The following is a 17,255-nucleotide window of genomic DNA, read 5'->3' on the forward strand; positions in this document are numbered from 1 at the left end:
CGCGCGTGTGCGGCAGGCGTTGATCATGCCGCCGGCTGCGGTATCGTGCGGCATGACTCAACTGAGACGCGCACTCTCCGATGCCGAGCGGATCGACTGGCTGCGGCTGATCCGGACCGAGAATGTCGGCCCGGTCACCTTCGCCCGTCTGCTGGAACGCTACGACACCGCCACGCTGGCCCTGAAGGCGCTGCCCGACCTCGCCCGGCGGGGAGGCCGCACGGCGCCGCTGCGCATCTGCTCCAAGGCGGAGGCCGAGCGGGAGATCGCGGCGGCCCGGAAGGCGGAGGTGCGGCTTATCGCCTCGTGCGAGCCCGACTACCCCCTGCCGCTGTCCATGATCGAGGACGCGCCTCCGGTGATCGCGGTGAAGGGACATGCCCACCTGCTGGGCCGCCGCTGCATCGGCATGGTCGGCGCCCGCAACGCCTCGACCAACGGCAAGCGGTTCGCCGACACCATGGCGCGCGAACTGGGCGCGGCCGGGTTCGTCGTCGTCTCCGGCATGGCGCGCGGGATCGACACCAGCGCGCACCTGGGCTCGCTGGACAGCGGCACCGTCGCCGTCGTGGCCGGCGGCGTCGACGTGATCTACCCGGAGGAGAACGCCGCGCTCTACGCCCGGATCGCCGGGCAGGGCGCCGTGGTGGCCGAATGCCCGATGGGCACCCAGCCCATGGCGCGGCACTTCCCCCGGCGGAACCGCATCATCTCCGGCCTGTCCCTGGGCGTGGTCATCATCGAGGCGACGCCCAAGTCGGGATCGCTGATCACCGCGCGGACGGCGGGCGAACAGGGCCGCGAGGTCTTCGCGGTGCCGGGCTCGCCGCTCGATCCGCGCTCGCGCGGACCCAACGACCTGCTGCGCTCCGGTGCCAGTTTCGCCGAGAGCGCCGACGACATCATCCAGGCCTTCGCGGGAGTCGAGGCGCCGAAAATGCGGGAGCGGGAGCCGGACCTGTTCTCCGCCGCGAAGCCCATGCACCTGGATGATGCGAGCTTCGAGGAAATCCGCGACCGGCTGCTGGAATGCCTGGGTTATACGCCGGTCCCCGTTGACGAACTGGTCAGAGGGTGCCAATTGTCTGCGTCGGTAGTACGGAGCGTGCTGACTGAGCTCGACCTTGCGGGTCGGGTTCAGCATCTGCCCGGAAATCAGGTCGTCCTGATTCAGCAATAAAAACTGAAAAAGTGACCGAACGCAAACAAGAGGCGGATTTCGCTTGTCTGGCAGCAATCTAGTCATCGTCGAATCCCCGGCCAAAGCGAAGACGATCAACAAGTATCTTGGTCCGGACTTCACCGTTTTGGCCAGCTTCGGCCATATTCGGGATCTCCCGCCGAAGGACGGCTCCGTTCGTCCCGAGGAAGACTTCGCCATGTCCTGGGAACTGGGCGACCGATCCAAGCGCCATGTCGACGAAATCTCGCGCGCCATCCGCGGCGTGGACCATGTCTTCCTGGCGACCGACCCGGATCGCGAGGGGGAGGCGATCGCCTGGCACGTCCAGGAGGTGCTGCGCGAGGCGAAGCTGCTGGACAAGGTCGATGTCCGCCGGGTCACCTTCAACGAGATCACCAAGGGCGCCGTCCTGGACGCAATGAAGCGCCCGCGCGACCTGAACCGCGAGCTGATCGAGGCCTATCTGGCGCGCCGCGCGCTGGACTATCTGGTGGGCTTCACCCTCTCACCGGTCCTGTGGCGGAAGCTGCCGGGATCGCGGTCGGCCGGGCGCGTCCAATCCGTGGCGCTGCGGCTGATCTGCGAGCGCGAGGCGGAGATCGAGGTCTTCCGGCCGCAGGAATACTGGTCGATCGAGGTCGTCTTCCAGACCGCCGGCGGCGCCCAGGTCAAGGCGCGGCTGACCCAGCTCGACGGCAAGCGCCTGGACAAGTTCGCGCTGGGCGAGGCCGGCGCCGCGAACGCGGTGGTCGAGCGGCTGAAGCCGCTGAGCTACGCCGTCCATTCGGTCGAGCACAAGCAGGTCAAGCGGAACCCCTACCCGCCCTTCACGACCTCCACCCTCCAGCAGGAGGCGTCGCGCAAGCTGGGCATGGGCGCCACCCGGACCATGCGGGTCGCCCAGAAGCTCTACGAAGGCGTCGATATCGGCGGCGAGTCGGTCGGCCTGATCACCTATATGCGGACCGACGGCGTCCAGCTTTCCAACGACGCGATCGGACAGGTGCGCGAGCTGATCGACTCCCAGTACGGCGGCGACTACGTGCCGGACAGCCCCAGGATCTACAAGTCGGCCGCCAAGAACGCCCAGGAGGCGCACGAGGCGATCCGGCCGACCGACCTGCTGCGCCGGCCGGACGACGTCGCCCACCAGCTGGAGCGGGACGAGCTGCGTCTTTACGAGCTGATCTGGAAGCGGACCGTCGCCTCGCAGATGGAAAGCGCCGTGCTCGACCAGGTGGCGGTGGACATCGCGTCGTCGGACGGCAAGGCGGTGCTGCGGGCGACCGGCTCGGTCGTGCTGTTCGACGGCTTCCTCCGGGTCTACCAGGAGGAGCGCGACGACTCGGTGGACGAGAAGTCCGCCGCCGAGGACGAGGCCGAGGCGCGGCTGCCGCCGGTCAAGGAAGGCGACGCCATGAAGCGCGGCGCCGTCGATGCCGAGCAGCATTTCACCCAGCCGCCGCCCCGCTACACCGAGGCGAGCCTGGTGAAGAAGCTGGAGGAGCTGGGCATCGGCCGGCCCTCGACCTATGCGAGCATCATGCAGGTGCTCCAGGACCGCGACTATGTCGAGCTGGACAAGCGGCGCTTCGTCCCGCAGGACCGCGGCCGGCTGGTGACCGCGTTCCTGACCAGCTTCTTCGAGCGCTACGTCGAGTACAACTTCACCGCCGACCTGGAGACCAAGCTGGACGACGTGTCCGGCGGAAGGCTCGACTGGAAGACGGTGCTGCGGGACTTCTGGAAGGCTTTCTCCGCCGCGGTGGAGGGCACGAAGGACCTGACGATCACCCAGGTGATCGACGAGCTCGACAAGGAGCTGGGGCCGCACTTCTTCCCCAACACGACCAAGGACGGCACCGACCCTCGCGTCTGCCCGTCCTGCCACGCCGGCAGGCTCGGCCTGAAGCTGAGCCGGAACGGCGCCTTCATCGGCTGCTCCAACTATCCGGACTGCCGCTACACCCGTTCGCTGGCGGTCGCGACCGGCGACGAGGAGGCGGACGCCCTGGCCGACGGGCCGCGCGAGCTGGGCGACGACCCGGAGACCGGCTTGCCGGTCAGCGTGCGGCGCGGGCCGTACGGCGCCTATGTCCAGCTTGGGCCGCGCCGCGAGGCGGCTCCGCCGGTCGAGGCGCCGCCACCCGAGCCGGAACCCGAGGCCGGAGCCAAGAAGACCAAAGGCAAGGCCAAGGCGAAGCCCAAGGCCGAGGTGGAGAAACCCAAGCGGGTCTCCCTGCCCAAGGGCATGTCGCCGACCGAGATCGACCTGGAGACCGCGCTGAAGCTGCTGGCGCTGCCGCGCGACGTCGGGCCGCACCCGGAGACCAAGGACATGATCACGGCCGGCATCGGCCGGTTCGGTCCCTACCTGAAGCTGGGATCGACCTACAAGTCCCTGGCTCCGGACGACGACGTGCTGACCATCGGCCTGAACCGGGCGGTCGTGCTCCTGGCGGAAGCCAAGAAGGGACCGGCCCAGGTGCCCGGCCGCGCCCTTGGCGACCATCCGCGCGACGGCAAGCCGGTCAGCCTCAACAACGGCCGGTTCGGGCCCTATGTGAAGCATGGCAAGCTGATGGCGTCGCTGCCCAAGGCCATGGTCCCCAACGCCGAGGAGCTGACGCTGGCGCAGGCGATCGAGCTGCTAGACGCCAAGGCGGCCAAGGACTCCGGCAAGGTGCCTGCAGCGAAGGGCAAGGCCGCCAAGGCGGCTCCCGAGGAGAAAGCGAAGGACGCCGAGGCGGCCCCGGCGAAGAAGCCGGCGGCCAAGGCGGCACCGAAGAAGGCTCCGGCCAAGAAGCCGGCCGCCGCTTCTAAGGCAGCCGACCCGAAAGCCACCTCGGCGAAGCCGAAGGCCCGCGCCGTCGCGTCGGGCGATTGATCCGCCGGTAACCACGTCCCCTCCCTGACGGAGAAAACAGAACTCCCTTGGCTGAAGAGAACCAGAAGAAACCCGCCGCTTTCCCGTCACGGGATGAAATCCTCGCCTTCATCCGCAACAGCCCGGTTCCGGTCGGCAAGCGGGAGATCGCGCGGGAGTTCAGGCTGCGGGGCGACGACCGCATCGCCCTGAAAGAGCTGCTGAGGGACCTGGAGAGCGAGGGCGCGATCGAGCGCGACAGGGCGAGGCGGCTCGCCCCGCCGGCGGCGCTGCCGGCGGTCGGCGTGCTCGAAGTGGTGGAGATCGACACCGACGGCGAGGTCCTGGCACGCCCGGTGGCCTGGACCTCGGACGAGCCGCCGCCGAAGATCTACATGCAGCCGGAACGGCGCGGCCACCCTGCCCTGCTGCCCGGCGACCGGGTGCTGGCCCAGCTGAGCCGGCAGAAGGACCGGGTCTATGCCGGCCGGACCATCCGCAAGCTGGAGAAGCACGGCACCGCGCGGGTATTGGGCATCTACGAGATGACGCCCGACGGGGCCCGGCTGCGCCCGACCGACAAGCGCCAGCGGGCTGAGTTCCTGGTCACCCCGGCCCATTCGGGCGACGCGGAGAACGGCGAGCTGGTGGTGGCGGAGGTCCTGCCGTCCAGCCGGTTCGGCCTGAAGCAGGCCAAGGTGGTCGAGCGGCTGGGCGACATGGCGAACCCGCGCTCGATCAGCCTGATCGCGATCCATTCCCAGGACCTCCCCACCGTCTTCAGCGAGGCGGCGCTGGAGGAGGCCGGGCGCGCCGAGCCGCCGACCCTGGAGGGGCGCACCGACCTGCGCGACATCCCGCTGGTGACGATCGACGGCGCCGACGCGCGGGACTTCGACGACGCGGTCTGGGCCGAGCCCGATCCGGAGGTGCCCGGCGGCTGGCACGCGCTGGTCGCGATCGCCGACGTCGCCTTCTATGTCCGCCCCGGCCGGCCGCTCGACCGGGCGGCGTTCCAGCGCGGCAACTCGGCCTATTTCCCCGACCGGGTCGTGCCGATGCTGCCGGAGGCCCTGTCCAACGATCTCTGCTCGCTGCGGCCGGGGGAGGACCGCGCCTGCCTGGCGGTCCATCTGTGGATCGACGCGCGCGGCGAGCTGACGCGCCACCGCTTCGTCCGCGGCCTGATGCGCTCGGCGGCGCGGCTTACCTACGAGCAGGTCCAGGCGGCGCGCGACGGCGCTCCGGACGATGCCGCAGGGCCGCTCCTGGGACCGGTGATCGAGCCGCTGTACGGCGCCTTCCGGACCCTGAACGCGGCGCGGGAACGCCGCGGGACGCTGGAGCTGGACCTGCCGGAGCGGCAGGTCAGGCTGGACGAGCGGGGCGGCGTGGTCGCGATCACGCCGCGCAAGAGGCTCGACAGCCACCGGCTGATCGAGGAATTCATGATCTGCGCCAACGTCGCGGCGGCCGAGGCGCTGGAGGCCAGGGGAGCCCCCTGCCTCTACCGGATCCACGACCAGCCCTCCATGGACAAGCTGGAGTCGCTGCGCGAGTTCCTGCACGGCATGGGCCACAAGCTGGCCCAAGGCGCGCTGAAGCCGTCCGACTTCACCGGCATCCTGGACCGGGTGCGCGGCAGGCCGGAAGCGGCGGTGATCAGCGAGGTGATCCTGCGCTCGCAGGCCCAGGCCTCCTACGATCCCGAGAATATCGGCCATTTCGGCCTGGCGCTTCGGCGCTATGCCCATTTCACCTCGCCGATCCGCCGCTATGCCGACCTGGTGGTCCACCGCGCGCTGATCCGGGCCTACGGGCTCGGTCCCGGCGGCCTGGACGACGCCGAGGCGGCCCGGATGACGGAGATCGCGGAGCACATCTCCTCCACGGAACGCCGGGCGGCGCTGGCGGAGCGCGACGCCGTGGACCGCTTCACGGCGGCGTTCCTGGCCGAGCGGGTCGGCGCCACCTTCAGCGGACGGATCACCGGGGTGACCCGGTTCGGCCTGTTCGTCGAGCTGGACGAGACCGGCGCCGACGGGCTGGTGCCGGTCAGCTCGCTGCCGGACGACCAGTACGAGCACCAGGAGCGCAGCCACGCCCTGGTCGGCCGCCGGTCGGGCCGGAGCTATCGGCTGGGCGCCCCGGTCAAGGTCAAGCTGGTCGAAGCCGACCCGGTGCTGGGCAGCACGCTCTTCGTCCTGCTGGAGGACGACGGCACCGACCTGCCCTGGCTGCGCGGATCCCCCGGCAAGCCGAAAAGCCGCGGCAAACGGCGCGATCGGTAAAGCCGCCCGCGCCACTGGCAAAAACCGCGATTCGTGGTATTACTCTGTTCCATGGACGAACCGCCCCAGATGCAGCATTCCAGGGAACTCGAACCGCCGCCAGGCTCCTTCCTGACGGGGCTGCTGCGGGGCATCCGCCGCCGCTGCCCGGGATGTGGCCAAAGCCACCTGTTTTCCCGGTACGTTACGGTCGTTCCGAACTGTCCCGATTGCGGGCTGGAGACCAGCGCCTATCGCGCCGACGACGCGCCGCCCTACTTCACGATCTTCGTGGTGGGCCACGTGGTGATTCCCGGCATGCTGTTGCTGGAACAGAAATTCCATCCGGAGCCCTGGGTCCACATGGCGACCTGGGTGCCGATGACGCTGCTGCTGACCCTGGCCTTGCTTCCGCCGATCAAGGGAGCCGTAATCGGAGCGCAATGGGCACTTCGCATGAAAAGCTGAGGCCGCGCCGCGGTTTTTCCGGCGCGCTGATGGGTATCCTGCTGCTCACGGGATGCACGGCCGAACCGACCTCGCTGGCGGCCCAGCCTCCGCCACCGCAGATCGGCGAGCAGGTCTTCGCCGTAGGCTATGGCAGGATCGCGGAGATCTATCTGAACCCCGTCGACATGGGGCAACTGACCACCGACGGCCTGCGCGGGCTGTCCAAGATGGACTCGGCCATCGCCGTCGACCGCTCGCCCAGCACCGTCCGGGTCACCAGCAACGGCCATCCGGTCGGCGAGTTCACGGCGCCCCCGGCGAACGACGCGGGCGGCTGGGCCGCCGTCACGGCGCAGGCGATCGAGCGGGTGCGGCTCAGCTCCACTCCCCTGCGCCAGGCATCGCCGGAGGACATCTACCAGACCGTGTTCGACGCGATCATGGCCGACCTGGACAGCTATTCCCGTTACACCAGCGCCCAGCGGGCGGGCAACGAGCGGGCCCAGCGCGAGGGCTATGGCGGCGTCGGCGTCGGGGTGGAGGCGAAGGACGGCCGGTTCGTCATCAGCGAAGTGGTCGGGCACGCGCCGGCCGCCCGCGCCGGGCTGAAGTCGGGCGAGGCCATCGTCGCCATCGACGGCGACCTCACGGGCTATATGAGCCTCCAGGACGTCCGCGACCGCCTGCGCGGGCCGTCGGGCACCCTCGTGCTGGTCACGGTGGAGGCCGCCGCCGGCGGGCAAAGCCGCAGGGTTCCGCTCCGGCGCGAGCGGGTGATCCCCAATACGGTCGCCGTCTCGATCGACAACGGCGTGGCGGTGCTCTCCATCGAGCGGTTCAACGCCGCCACCTCCCTGAACGTGCGCGAGGCGATCGACGTCGCCCGGACCCAGATGGGACGCAAGGCGGTCGGGTTCGTGCTGGACCTGCGGGGCAACCCCGGCGGCCTGCTGGACCAAGCCGTCGCCGTCGCCGACCTGTTCATCCCCCAGGGGCGGATCATCACGACGGCCGGGCGGCATCCCGACAGCATCCAGCAGTTCGACGCCACCCATGACGACCAGACCGAGGGCCTGCCGCTGGTCGTCCTGATGGACGGCCGGTCCGCCTCCGCGTCGGAGATCGTCGCGGCCGCCTTGCAGGACAGCGGGCGCGCCGTGGTGGTCGGCGCCTCGTCCTTCGGCAAGGGCAGCGTCCAGACGGTCACGCGTCTGCCCAACGACGGCGAGCTGTTCCTGACCTGGTCGAGGATCTATGCCCCGTCGGGCTACACGCTGCACCGCCAGGGCGTGACGCCGACGATCTGCACCAGCAAGGACTCCAGCGACGCCGATGCCGTGATCAGCCAGCTCCAGGACGGCCGGCTCGGCATGCCCGGCACGCTGGCGAGCTGGCGCTCGGCGGCCCCGGACGACGAGACGGCGCTCCATCAGCTCCGCGACGCCTGCCCCTGGAAGACCCACGAGGCCGACCTGGACCTGCGGGTCGCGAAACGGCTGCTGGCTGACAAGGCGCTCTACCAGCGCGCGCTCCAGCTTTCGACGACGCTGCTGGCGGAGCGTTGAAGGCGGAAATCGTGAGGGTTTCCCGGCCCGGGACTTGACTCCGGCGGCCATCCTTGTATCTTCCGCGCTCACTTTGTCGTGCTACCGGGTCAACGCGATCCTGGGGCATCGCGGACGAACACGGGATCCAGAGTTATGGCGAAACAGAATACCGTTCTGATCCGGCTTGTCAGCTCGGCTGGCACCGGCTTCTTCTATGTGAAGAAGAAGAACCCCCGCAAGACCACGGAGAAGCTTGAGTTCCGGAAGTATGATCCGGTCGTGCGCCAGCACGTCGCTTTCAAGGAAGCGAAGATCAAGTAATCCGTTTCAAACGGAAGCGAAAAGGCCGCCCCTTGGGCGGCCTTTCGTGTTTCTACAGTTCCGGCGGGAGCCGGTATCCCTCGTCGGCGCCAACGCCCGCCCGCTGAACCTCAAGTTCACTATACCAACCGGTCAGGCCCGGATCGGGGTCTGGGCCTCGTCGTCGCCGGCGGCGACCGTCTTGTTGCGGCCGGAGCGCTTGGCGCGGTAGAGCGCGTCGTCGGCCCGCTTCAGCATCGCCTCGGCGGTGTCCGTGGCGCCGTCCACCACGGAGATGCCGATGCTGATGGTGACCGTGATCTCCCCCACCGGGGCGCTGACGGCGAAGACGTCCTCGCCGACGCGCCGGCGCAGCCGCTCGGCGACGGCAATGGCCGACTCGCGGTCGGTGTCGGGCATTACGACGATGAATTCCTCGCCGCCGTAGCGCGCCACCAAGTCGAAGTTGCGCAGGTTCCGGTTGGCGCGCCCCGCGACCTCCTTCAGGACCTCGTCGCCGACGCCGTGGCCATAGGTGTCGTTGACGGTCTTGAAGTGGTCTATGTCGAACATCAGGATGGCGACGGGCTTCTGGCTCTCCCAGCTCCGCTCCATCAGGCGCGGCAGGTGCGCGTTGACGTAGCGGCGGTTGAAAACCCCGGTCAGGCTGTCGGTCAGGGCCATGGACAGGCTCTGCTCGTAATTGTGCCGGAGCTTCTCGTGGTACCGCTTGCGCCGCACCTGGGTCCGGACGCGGGCCAGCAGTTCGTTGCGGTCGATCGGCTTGAGCAGGTAGTCGTTGGCCCCCAGCTCCAGCCCCTTGGCGACCCGGGCGAGGTCGCCCTCGTCGGCGACCAGCAGGATCGGCGCCTGCCGGGTACGCTCATGGCTGCGCAGCAGGGAGCAGAGCCGGAGCGCATCCTCGTTGAGCAGGGTGAGGCTGACGATGATCAGCTCGAAATCCTCGGCCAAGCCGAGTTCCAGCGCCTGGGCGGAGGTCTCCGCCGCGATCACGCTGTCGGTGTCCCGCCGCAAGGTATCGGCGATCTTCTCCAGGTCGATCGGGCTGTCCTCGACCACCAGCACCCGGGCTTCGGACGCGGTCTCGTTGCGGACGGTCATCGCCTGGTCGAGGATGCCGAACTGGCCGGAGGTCGATTCCCGCAGCCGCCACTCGTCCATCATCATCTTGAGCCGGACGAGCGACCGGACCCGGGCGAAAAGCGCGATGTCGTTGACCGGCTTGGTCAGGAAATCGTCGGCACCCGCCTCCAGTCCGCGCACCCGGTCGGAGGCGTCGGACAGCGCCGTGATCATCACCACCGGGATATGCATGGTGGTCGGATCGGATCGGATGCGTTCACACACCTCGAATCCGTCCATGCCCGGCATCATGACGTCCAGCAGGACGATGTCCGGAGATTCCTTCTTGATGCGTTCGAGCGCCTCCGGCCCGTTATAGGCCGTTATCACATCGAAATATTCGCGGGTGAGTTTCGCCGCCAGCAACTTTACGTTGGGCAGAACGTCGTCAACTACGAGAACGCGCGCCGACATGGCCCCTCAGTTTCCGGCCGCTTCCACGAGAGCCCCGTCAGCTCAGGAAGCGTTGAACGGTTTCGAGAAATTTAGCGACGGAGATCGGTTTGGCGATGTAATCCTCGCAACCTCCTTCGCGAATTTTCTCCTCATCGCCCTTCATGGCGAACGCGGTGACCGCGATGATGGGAATCGCCTTGAGGTCATCGTCTTCCTTGATCCATTTGGTCACTTCCAGCCCGGACACCTCCGGAAGCTGGATGTCCATCAGGATCAGGTCGGGCCGGTGGAGACGCGCCAGCTTCAGCGCTTCCATCCCGTCCTTGGTCTGCAAAGTCGCATAGCCGTGGGCCTCGAGCAGGTCATGAAACAGCTTCATGTTCAGTTCGTTGTCTTCCACGATCAGAACCCGCTTGGCACCCTCGGGGTCGGCGGACTTGACATCGTCCCAAGCTTGATCGGCAGACATTATAACTCTCCATGACCTCTTACAACCGGCACCGCCGTGGCTCACGGCCGGTGGCGCCGGGCGTGCCGGTGGCCGCACACCTCATCCACTTCTAGAAGGCGAAGGTTAAGGTGTGGTTACCGCGCTGTTGTTGCAGGAATGTTCGATGCACGAAACGCATATTCCGAATGGCAGGCCGACCGATCTATACGGACAGCAGCGGCACGGGCGTGGCATGATCCCGGCGCTGCAACCCGCGCCAACCTTACACGGCAACCCGGCACGCGTCCATGTACTGTGACTTCAGGGCGGCGGCGCCGCGGACGGGATCAGGAAGGACCGGTTCGAGACCATGCGATGGAATCCGACGCGATGGGCGCTGAACGCCTGATTCGGTCCGGGACGGCCGTTCCCGGCCTGTGCCGCGACTGCGGCGAGGAGGCGGCGCCGGGAGCGGTGAGATGCCCTGCCTGCGGCTCGCGGCGACTTACCCGCCACCCAGAGCTCCACGCGCTGTCGATCGCGCACATCGATTGCGACGCCTTCTATGCCAGCGTCGAGAAGCGGGACGATCCCAAGCTGGCCGACCTGCCGGTGATCGTCGGCGGCGGCCAGCGCGGCGTCGTCTCGGCCTGCTGCTACGTGGCCAGGCTCTACGGGGTACGGTCGGCGATGCCGATGTTCAAGGCCCTGTCGCTGTGTCCCCACGCGGTGGTGCTGCCGCCCGACATGAAGAAGTACCAGGCGGTCGGCCGCGAGGTCCGGGCCAGGATGCTGGAACTGACGCCGCTGGTCCAGCCGCTGTCGATCGACGAGGCCTTCCTTGACCTGACCGGCACGGAACGGCTGCACGGCGGAAGCCCGGCGCGGACGCTGATCCGGCTGGTGCGCCGGCTGGAGACGGAGGTCGGGATCACCGCCTCCATCGGGCTCAGCTACAACAAGTTCCTCGCCAAGGTGGCGAGCGACCTGGACAAGCCGCGCGGCTTCAAGGCGATCGGGCGGGCCGAGGCGCTGGACTTCCTGGCGCCCCAGCCGGTCGGCCTGATCTGGGGCGTCGGGGCCGCCCTGCAGCGCAAGCTGGAGCAGGACGGCATCCGGACCATCGCCGAACTGCGCGAGCGCGACGAGCACCACCTGATGAAGCGCTACGGCGTGATGGGCCGCCGCCTCTACCGGTTCGCCCGCGGCGAGGACCTGCGCACGGTCGATCCGGACGAGGAGACCAAGAGCATCTCGGCGGAGACCACCTTCAGCCAGGACATCGCCGACCTGGAAGACTTGAGCAACCGGCTATGGCCCCTGTGCGAGACGGTCGCCCGCCGGCTGAAGGCCCAGGACCTCGCCGGCGGGTCGGTGGTGCTGAAGTTGAAGACCGCCGATTTCCGCCAGGTGACGCGGAGCCGCAAGCTGGGCTCGCCGACCCGGATGGCGGACGCGATCTTCCAGGCGGCCCTGCCCTTGCTGGAACGCGAGGCGACCGGCACCCGGTACCGCCTGATCGGCATCGGCTGCGCCGACCTGGCCGAGGCCCGGCGCGCCGATCCGCCCGATCTGCTGGACCCCGACCGCATGCGCCGCAACGAGGTGGAGCGGGCGATGGACCAGGTCCGCGACCGGCTGGGCGACGGGGCCGTCGTCAAGGGGCGCGGATTCGTTCCGCGCTCCACCCCGCTGCTGCCCGGCCTGCCGATGCCGCCCCGCCGCAAACGGCGCTGAACGGGAAGGATCAGCAGCGCGGCCGCGGGATCGACTCGATCTGCTCCAGCACCGCGGCGACCGTGAAATCGCCGTAGTCGATCAGCATCGACTGGGCGACTCCGTTCTCGAGCAGCTTCAGGCTCATCTCGTACTCGGGAGCGGCATCGTCGCTGTCCACGGGGAAGAACGCCATGCGGACCGGCCAGACGGCGCCGTGGACAAGCTTGGCGTCGAATTTGCCGTCCGGCGCCGATTGCGTCCGCAGGCCCAGGGCGGCGCTGATCTCGGTCGCCCCGTCGGTGTCGGAGCCGTCGAAAACCGTGGTGCCGAACAGCTTGTCGCCGGCCGCCGCGTGCTTCAGCAGCTGGATCGTGTGCATGCTGGGGAACAGGGTTCCGCCGGGCAGCTCGATCTCCTGCTCCTCCGGCTTGACGTAGCGGGCGACGCCGGGACGGTCGCCATGGGCCTCGGCGGTGCCGCGCAGCTCCTCGTCCAGCTCGCCGTTGACCAGCTTGCGGACGTTGAAGCGATAGGACTCGCCGTCCTTCGACTCCCAGGTGGCGTAGTTGGTCGTCATGTCGACCTGCTCGCCCTCGGAATATTGGAAGCGCAGCTGGAAGCGCTGCTCGATGGTCCAGCCGTCGCAGGCATCCGCCCATTCGAACATCATCTGGCCGCGGACGTCGGACACGGTGCTGCTGTTGCGCGCCGAGGCCAGCGACATCTTGTAGATCGCCCGGTGCGGGGCGATCTCCACGGCGGCTCGGGCGGGAAGCGCCGACGGCACGATGGTCAGCAGGCCGAGCAACGCCGTGAAGGCGACGCGGGCAGCGGGGCGGAAATATTTCAAGGTGACGACCACAAATTGGTTTACAGCGGTTTACGGCGTGAAGCCCGGGGGTAAGCATAGTAGTTTCGCGCGCGGGAAAAAGCCGAAACATCCTTTTTCGGCATTTCCCCCGGAATAAGCGAGTTCAAGCGCCAGAGGACAGCCCGATGAACGCCCCGCATGGGACCACCCGCCCCGTTCTCCTCCTGACCCGCCGGTATCCCGATGCGGTCATGACCCGCGCCGGCCGCGACTATCGCATCCTGACCAACGAGGACGACCATCCCTATGGCGCGGAGGAGATGGCACGTCGGGCGGAAGGTGCCGACGCCCTGCTGGTCTGCGCGGTCGATCCGGTTCCCGCCGCCCTGATCCGGGCGCTCCCCGACTCGGTCCGGATGATCGCCACCTTCTCCGTCGGGACCGACCATATCGCCCTGGCCGCCGCGAAGGAGCGCGGCATCGTGGTCGCCAACACGCCGGGGGTGCTGACCGACGCCACGGCCGACATCGCCTTCCTGCTGCTGCTGGGCGCCGCCCGGCGCGCCGCCGAGGGCGAACGGATGATCCGGGAAGGCCGCTGGGACGGCTGGGCGCCCACCCAGCTGATCGGCACCCATGTCACCGGCAAGCGGCTGGCGATCCTGGGCATGGGACGGATCGGCCAGGCGATGGCGCGCCGCGCGTGCGGCTTCGACATGGAGATCCACTACCACAACCGCCGCCGGCTGCCGGCCGCCGAGGAAGCCGGCGCGATCTACCATGCCGATGCCGACGACATGCTGCCGGCGGCCGACTTCCTGTCGATCCACAGCCCCGCCACGCCGGAAACCCATCACTGGCTCAACGCGGAGCGGATCGCCCGGCTGCCCGACGGCGCCGTGGTGGTGAACACGGCGCGCGGCACGCTGGTGGACGACGAGGCGCTGATCGCGGCGCTGCGCTCCGGCAAGCTGGCGGCGGCCGGCCTGGACGTGTTCGAGAACGAGCCGAAGCTGCACCCCGGCTATGCGGGCCTGCCCAACACCTTCCTGCTGCCCCATATGGGCAGCGCCACCGACCGGACCCGCGACGCCATGGGCTTCACGGCGCTCGACAACCTGGACGCCTTCTTCGCGGGGAAGGAGCCGCCGAACCGGGTGGCGTAGCTTGCGTGCGGACGCCCGGTTTTGTACCACTTCGATCCGGTGCCGCGGCCCGGCGGGCGCGCGGAGGGACTGAACCCGACCGGGGCGGATGAACCATGCAGTCGATTCTAGGGCGGGCCGGCGAACAGATCTCCTCCTTCTGGAAGGACGTCTACGACACGGTCCTGAATGCGAAGCCCGATGCGCCGGCCGACACCCGCATCGCCGAGGAGGCGCGGGCCCGGGCGCCGGTGATCTGGCTGCTCGGCATGGTCGGCTCCGGCAAGAGCTCGATCATCCGCACGCTGACCGGCAGCAGCGACGCCGAGGTCGGGACCGGCTACCGGCCCTGCACGGCGACCGCCCGCATCTACGAATTTCCCGAGGAGGCGCCGGTCGTCCGGTTCCTCGACACCCGCGGCCTGGGCGAGGTCGCCTACGACCCGGCGGAAGACCTCGCCCTGTGCGAGAAGCAGGCGCATCTGGTGCTGGTGGTCGTCCGGGCGATGGGGCCGGTGCCGGCCCCGGTGCTCGACGCGCTGACCCGCGTGCGCCGCCGCCATCCCGATTGGCCCGTGGTGGTCGCCCAGACCACGCTGCACGACTTCTATGGAGGGCCGGGAGCCCCGGCGCATCCCCTGCCCTACCCGTTCGGCGACGGCACCCTGCCAAGCGGCATCGAGGCGCTGGACCGCAGCCTCGCGGCCCAGCGGGCAGCCTTCGCCAAGCTGCCCGGCAACGGCGCCGTCCGCTTCGCCCCGATCGACTTCACGCCCGAGGAGGACGGACTCGCCCCCGCCGACTACGGGGTGGACCGGCTGTGGACCGCGCTGGAAGCCGGTTCGGCCGACGGGGTCGTGTCGATGATGCGGCACAGCCTTCAGAACTCCGGCAGGCCGGGGGCCGGCCGTGCGGCGTCCCACATCTGGGGCTACGCGGCGGCGGCCGGGGCGATCGACATGCTCCCGGTGGCCGGGGTGATCGGGGTTCCCGTCGTCCAGGGCAAGATGCTGCACAGCCTCGCCGGCATGCTGGGCGTGACCTGGACACGGGCGACCCTGGCGGAGTTCTCCGGTTGCCTGGGCGCGGGGGCTTTGCTGCGCTTCGGCGCCCAGTTCGGCGTGCGGCAGCTGGTCAAGCTGGTGCCGGGCTACGGCACCGTGATCGGCGGCGCCGCCGCGGGGGCGGCCAGCTTCGCCACCACCTACGGGCTCGGCCACGCCGCCATCCTCTATCTGAGCAGCCGCCGGACCGGCGCGCGGTTCGACGCCGACGCCGTCGCGGAGGAATTCCGCCGCGCCATGGCCGAAGCCACCGGAGTGGCCCGGGCCAGCCGGATGTTCTCCCGCGACCCCGGCGGGAAGAGCGGGTCGTGAAGCGGATCCTCGGCCGGCAGGGGTCCTGGTGGCTGGGCGCGCTGGCCGCCGCCTGCCTGCCCTTCCTGGCGCTGGTCCCGCTGGGCGCCGTCTGGCTGTGGGAACGGCAGGGCTTCATCCACTGGTTCCTGGGAACGGCGCTGTGCTTCCTGGCGGCGGGACTGATGTTCCGCCGGGCGCGCCGGCCGGCCGGCCCGGTGACTTCCGGTGAAGGGAAGACCGCCGGCGGGGAGGAGACGCCGCCCGACCCAGGCTGGTCGCCGAGCGACAAGGTCGCCTGGCAGAAAGTCCAGGGCTTCGCGGCCCAGACCTCCGGCCGCCTGCTGGTGGACCAGCGGGCGCTGCTCGCCACCGGGCGCGCCGTCATCGAGGAGGTCGCCCGCCATTACCACCCGGAGCGGGCGGAGCCGCTGTGGCATTTCACCCTGCCGGAGGCGCTGCTGCTGGCCGAGCGGATCAGCCGCCGCACCCGGGCGCTGACCGTCCAGGCGGTGCCGGGATCGCGCTCGGTGAGGATCGGCGACGTGCTCCGGCTCTACCGGGTCAAGCGCACGGTGGCGAGCGTCGCGCACAGCGCGGACGGTCCCTGGCGTGCCATCCGGCTGGCGATCAACCCGGCGCAGGCGCTTGCGGCGGAGCTGAGCCGCCGGTTCCAGGGCTTCGCCGCCGAGGGTCTGTCGTCCCTGATGCTGGACCGGATCGCCCGCATCGTGGTGGAGGAGATCGGCCGCGAGGCGATCAACCTGTACAGCGGCCGGCTGCGCGCCGACATCGACGAGTTGGACCGGCTGGAGCCGCCCGCGGTCGCCGAGCCGGCGGCTCCGGCGATGCCCTTGCGCCTGCTGGTCGCGGGCAAGGTCAATGCCGGCAAGTCGAGCCTGGTCAACGCCCTGTGCGGCGAGGTGGTCGCGGCGGTCGACGTGCTGGCGGCGACCGGCCAGCCGACCAGCCACTCGGTGCGCGGCGCCGACGACCGGCCGGCGCTCGAACTGGTCGACTGCGCCGGACTGGAACGGGAGACGGCAATCCCCAAGCTGGTGGATCTGGCCGAGAACTGCGACCTGATCCTGTGGGTGGCTCCGGCCAACGACGGCGCCCGCGACCTGGATCGCCGCCTGCTCGACGCGCTACGCGGCCATTTCGCGGGAAAACCGCAGTTCCGGGCGCCGCCGGTCGTAGTGGTGATGTCCCACATCGACCGGCTGCGGCCGTTCAACGAGTGGCAGCCGCCCTACGACATAGCCGTCCCTTCTGGCCGGAAGGCGGAAACCATCCGGGCCGCCATGGAGTCGGCGGCGGAGGCTCTGGGAGTGGCCGCCACCGACGTGGTGCCGGCGCGGCTGGACGCCGGGGCTCTCTACAACGTCGACGCCGTCTGGACCGCCGTGCTGGCCCGCGTTCCGGAGGCCCGGCAGAGCCAACTCATCCGCCTGCTGCGGCTGGCCGGTTCGGCCGGCGGTGTCGCGGGCGTCGCCCGCCAGATCGTGACCGGAGGTCGCCTGCTGTCCGGTCTGGTCCTGGAGGGGATCGCCGGCGCGCGGACAAAGACTTGAAACTCTTACGTTATGCGGAGCTAGAGGATTATACGATCCACAGATGAACGCAGATGAACACAGATG

General features: G+C 69.3%; 13 protein-coding genes. 10 read left to right on the plus strand and 3 right to left on the minus strand.

Going from position 1 to position 17,255, the window contains the following annotated elements; all coding sequences use genetic code 11:
• The first annotated feature begins 52 nt into the window (after positions 1-52).
• From dprA to rpmG, 6 genes are all read left to right on the plus strand, one after another.
• On the plus strand, positions 53-1,180 hold the full coding sequence (gene dprA / locus IGS68_RS19260) for a DNA-processing protein DprA (protein ID WP_201072728.1): 1,128 nt from the start codon (positions 53-55) through the stop codon (positions 1,178-1,180).
• A gap of 43 nt (positions 1,181-1,223) precedes the next feature.
• Positions 1,224-4,070: a type I DNA topoisomerase gene (topA, locus tag IGS68_RS19265; RefSeq protein WP_201072730.1), complete on the plus strand. Its 2,847-nt coding sequence runs from the start codon at positions 1,224-1,226 to the stop codon at positions 4,068-4,070.
• 47 nt (positions 4,071-4,117) lie between these two features.
• The gene (gene rnr / locus IGS68_RS19270; RefSeq protein ID WP_201072732.1) at positions 4,118-6,340 is read left to right on the plus strand and encodes a ribonuclease R; all 2,223 of its coding nucleotides are present in this window, start codon (positions 4,118-4,120) and stop codon (positions 6,338-6,340) included.
• Positions 6,341-6,391: 51 nt separating this feature from the next.
• Entirely contained in the window at positions 6,392-6,787 is a 396-nt protein-coding gene (locus IGS68_RS19275) for a DUF983 domain-containing protein (protein ID WP_247880976.1), read from the plus strand.
• Positions 6,763-8,334 carry a S41 family peptidase gene (locus IGS68_RS19280; protein ID WP_247880977.1) on the plus strand — a complete coding sequence of 524 codons (1,572 nt, stop codon included), beginning with the start codon at positions 6,763-6,765 and terminating at the stop codon, positions 8,332-8,334. Before IGS68_RS19275 ends, IGS68_RS19280 begins: the two co-directional genes overlap by 25 nt.
• 135 nt (positions 8,335-8,469) lie before the next feature.
• Entirely contained in the window at positions 8,470-8,637 is a 168-nt protein-coding gene (gene rpmG / locus IGS68_RS19285; protein WP_044426262.1) for a 50S ribosomal protein L33, read from the plus strand.
• A 132-nt stretch (positions 8,638-8,769) separates the two neighbouring features.
• On the opposite strand, the gene IGS68_RS19290 is transcribed toward rpmG, so the two are convergent.
• Both IGS68_RS19290 and IGS68_RS19295 read right to left on the minus strand, forming a co-directional pair.
• A complete protein-coding gene (locus tag IGS68_RS19290) occupies positions 8,770-10,173 on the minus strand; it encodes a PleD family two-component system response regulator (RefSeq protein WP_201072734.1) in 1,404 nt (467 codons plus the stop codon).
• A 37-nt stretch (positions 10,174-10,210) separates the two neighbouring features.
• On the minus strand, positions 10,211-10,624 hold the full coding sequence (locus tag IGS68_RS19295; protein ID WP_201072736.1) for a response regulator: 414 nt from the start codon (positions 10,622-10,624) through the stop codon (positions 10,211-10,213).
• A gap of 351 nt (positions 10,625-10,975) precedes the next feature.
• Between IGS68_RS19295 and IGS68_RS19300 the strand changes: the two genes are divergently transcribed.
• Positions 10,976-12,322, plus strand: coding sequence for a DNA polymerase IV (locus tag IGS68_RS19300; protein ID WP_201072738.1), 1,347 nt, complete (start codon positions 10,976-10,978; stop codon positions 12,320-12,322).
• 10 nt (positions 12,323-12,332) lie between these two features.
• Here the strand turns inward: IGS68_RS19300 and IGS68_RS19305 are convergent, their stop codons facing one another.
• Positions 12,333-13,154 (minus strand): cell envelope integrity EipB family protein, encoded by an 822-nt coding sequence (locus IGS68_RS19305; RefSeq protein ID WP_247880978.1) that lies wholly within the window; start codon positions 13,152-13,154, stop codon positions 12,333-12,335.
• A 146-nt stretch (positions 13,155-13,300) separates the two neighbouring features.
• On the opposite strand from IGS68_RS19305, the gene IGS68_RS19310 reads away from it, so the two are divergent.
• The 3 genes from IGS68_RS19310 (at position 13,301) to IGS68_RS19320 (ending at position 17,189) form a co-directional block, all read left to right on the plus strand.
• The gene (locus IGS68_RS19310) at positions 13,301-14,281 is read left to right on the plus strand and encodes a 2-hydroxyacid dehydrogenase (RefSeq protein ID WP_201072742.1); all 981 of its coding nucleotides are present in this window, start codon (positions 13,301-13,303) and stop codon (positions 14,279-14,281) included.
• 95 nt (positions 14,282-14,376) lie between these two features.
• Positions 14,377-15,636, plus strand: a complete 1,260-nt coding sequence (locus tag IGS68_RS19315; protein ID WP_201072751.1) for a YcjF family protein — start codon at positions 14,377-14,379, stop codon at positions 15,634-15,636.
• A complete protein-coding gene (locus IGS68_RS19320) occupies positions 15,633-17,189 on the plus strand; it encodes a GTPase family protein (protein ID WP_201072753.1) in 1,557 nt (518 codons plus the stop codon). Before IGS68_RS19315 ends, IGS68_RS19320 begins: the two co-directional genes overlap by 4 nt.
• Positions 17,190-17,255 lie beyond the last annotated feature (66 nt).

The sequence above is a fragment of the Skermanella sp. TT6 genome (assembly GCF_016653635.2).
GTDB classification, from domain to species: domain Bacteria; phylum Pseudomonadota; class Alphaproteobacteria; order Azospirillales; family Azospirillaceae; genus Skermanella; species Skermanella cutis.